The organism is Chromohalobacter sp. 48-RD10, assembly GCF_029889785.1.
Classification (GTDB): domain Bacteria; phylum Pseudomonadota; class Gammaproteobacteria; order Pseudomonadales; family Halomonadaceae; genus Chromohalobacter.
The window spans coordinates 1-2,384 of the sequence record NZ_JARANX010000087.1; the positions used below are offsets into that span (position 1 = coordinate 1).

Consider the following 2,384-nt stretch of genomic DNA (forward strand, 5'->3'; position numbering starts at 1 on the left):
GGCCAACGCCTCAGTGACTCGCCGGATGTTGTGGCCCCTGCCACGCTTCAGGATCTCGCGGACACGCTGCATCAAGCGCTGCAAGCTGGCCTGGGTCAGCGTCAGCCGTGGCAGCTTGTGCCGAGTCAGCGTGTACCCCAGATAGCCTCGCTGCCAGGGGCGCTCCACCGCGCTTTTGGCGTGGTTGACCATGAGCCGAAGTGAGTTCTCGAGATACTCACTCAGGCTGGCCATGACACGCTCGCCCGCTCGCTGACTCCGCACGTAGATTTGCATGTCGTCGGCGTAGCGGCAGAAGCGGTGGCCGCGGCGTTCCAGCTCCTTGTCCACGTCATCCAGCAGGATATTCGCCAGCAGCGGACTCAGCGGCCCGCCTTGGGGCGTACCCTGCTTTCTTGGTGTGGTCAGGCCGTGCTGGAACATCCCAGCTTCCAGATAGCGACGGATCAGGCGCAGTACTCGCTTATCGTGAACGCGACGCGCGACCCGTGCCATCAACAGGTCGTGGTTCACTCGGTCGAAGAAAGCTTCCAGATCGAGGTCGACCACCCAGCGGTGGCCGGCAGAAACGTGAGCCTTCATCGCCGAGACGGCCTGTTGGGCGCTACGCTTGGGGCGGTAGCCGTAACTCGACCCCGAGAAGCTTGGGTCGAAAGTCGGCGTCAGCACCTGCAGCAGCGCCTGCTGGATCAGCCGGTCGGTGACCGTGGGAATACCGAGCTGTCGGGTCCCGCCCTTGGGCTTGGGGATCTTGGCGGCTCGGATCGGGCTGGGGTGGTACTCACCGGCCAGCAGCCGCTCGCGCAGCGTCGGCCAGTGCTGTTTCAGGTGGTCGGTCAACTGGTCCACCGTCATGCCATCGGCACCCGGCGCCCCTTTGTTGGTGACCACCCTACGGTAAGCCCGCGCCATGTTGGCCTTCTCTACCACGGCTTCCATGAGCGGGGCGGGCTCCGCTTTCGTCCACGATGACGACGCCGGGACTGTCTCGACGCCCACCGGCTGGGACGCGGGGTTCCACCCCGGCCCCTCTGGGTGGGTGGCGGTGTTAGCGCCCATTGCTGTCTTCACGATCAGTCCTCGAGACGTCATCGCCTACTCGCGGTTCTTCATGTTCGGCCCTTGGTGCCGGGGTGAACCGGCACTTACTATGGCCTTGGCTGACGTCTGATGGTCCTTTCCGTCGCCTCTCGACGCCGGTAGCACTGTGGCAGACCACCAGACCTCCCAGGGTAAGACGCGCGACCTTCCCGCTTATGCCTGTCGGATGTACATCATGGCGTTTCGTGCAAGTACCGGGCTTTGGTGATCGTTGCCACCTCACCCCGCCAGGACGCCTCATATCCGCTTCCTGTTCGTCAGGCCAGCGTTTTGCCTCGGGCTTCCTTCGGATTCTCCCTCGCAGAAGACACCCTTGCCGTCGGCTAGTACTTCCCCTTGCCGGGCGTACAGGGGACTTTCACCCCCAAGTCATCCCGAGGCACCACCCCCGGGAACAGCGCCAGTCTGGCGCTGCGCGCCATGCCTGGCGCACAACAAAAACGGCCTCAAAAGAGGCCGTGTAAAACGTCAATAGAGTCCAGCCTATATCAGCCGGCGAGGCTTTCGTACTGGCTAGCAATCGCATTAGGCGAAAAACGTTCATAGTGCTCGGGCTTTATCAACGGCGGTGCATCCAACACCTCGCGCATTTTACGGGCCAACGCCTGCTCATCGTCTTTTGGGACCAGGCAAGTCGCCAGCTCATCCATCAGGATATCCCGCGGCCCTGAGGGACAATCGGTACTAACCACAGGCGTACCACAAATCAGAGATTCCGCGATGACGCGGCCGAAGCCCTCGTAATCGGACGCCAACACCAAGAGATCGGCATGATAAATATATGGATACGGATTACTCTTCTGACCGAGAAAAACCACGCGCTCTTCGAGCCCTAACTCACTGACTAGAGCATGTGCGTTTTCAATCTCACCAACTTCCCCATAGCCTACAAGCACGAGTTTTTGCGTTACTCCGCTTTCTTTGTAGGCCCGCAGAAGACGATCATAACGCTTTTGCCGTAACCCTAAGCGCCCCACGGATACGATATAATTCTCCACTTCGACGTCATCTCGCATACGCGCACGGACGACGTCCGCATCGATAATATTATGTATCACCTTGGATTGACGAGGTACCGCGCCATACGCAGCAATCGAGTCAAGTATGCCATGAGAAATCGCAAGCACACGGCGCCCACCATAGACACTTTTTATTTTTTGTCTCACCTTAAATTTTGAAGACTTCTTACTCAGCAGCATTTGAGTAGGATCGGTACGGGCACATAGCCATGCCCGATGAGAAAGCGAAGAATGGGCCACCACCTGATGCGTATAATAAAGATT

The 2,384-nt window shown here is 59.4% G+C and carries 2 protein-coding genes; both read right to left on the reverse strand.

The window, feature by feature from the left end:
• On the reverse strand, positions 1–1,071 hold a 1,071-nt coding region (ltrA, locus tag OP496_RS17180), incomplete at its 3' end, for a group II intron reverse transcriptase/maturase (protein WP_280565054.1).
• Positions 1,072–1,589: 518 nt separating this feature from the next.
• Positions 1,590–2,384: glycosyltransferase (locus OP496_RS17185; RefSeq protein WP_280565055.1), on the reverse strand; the 795-nt coding region annotated here is incomplete at its 5' end.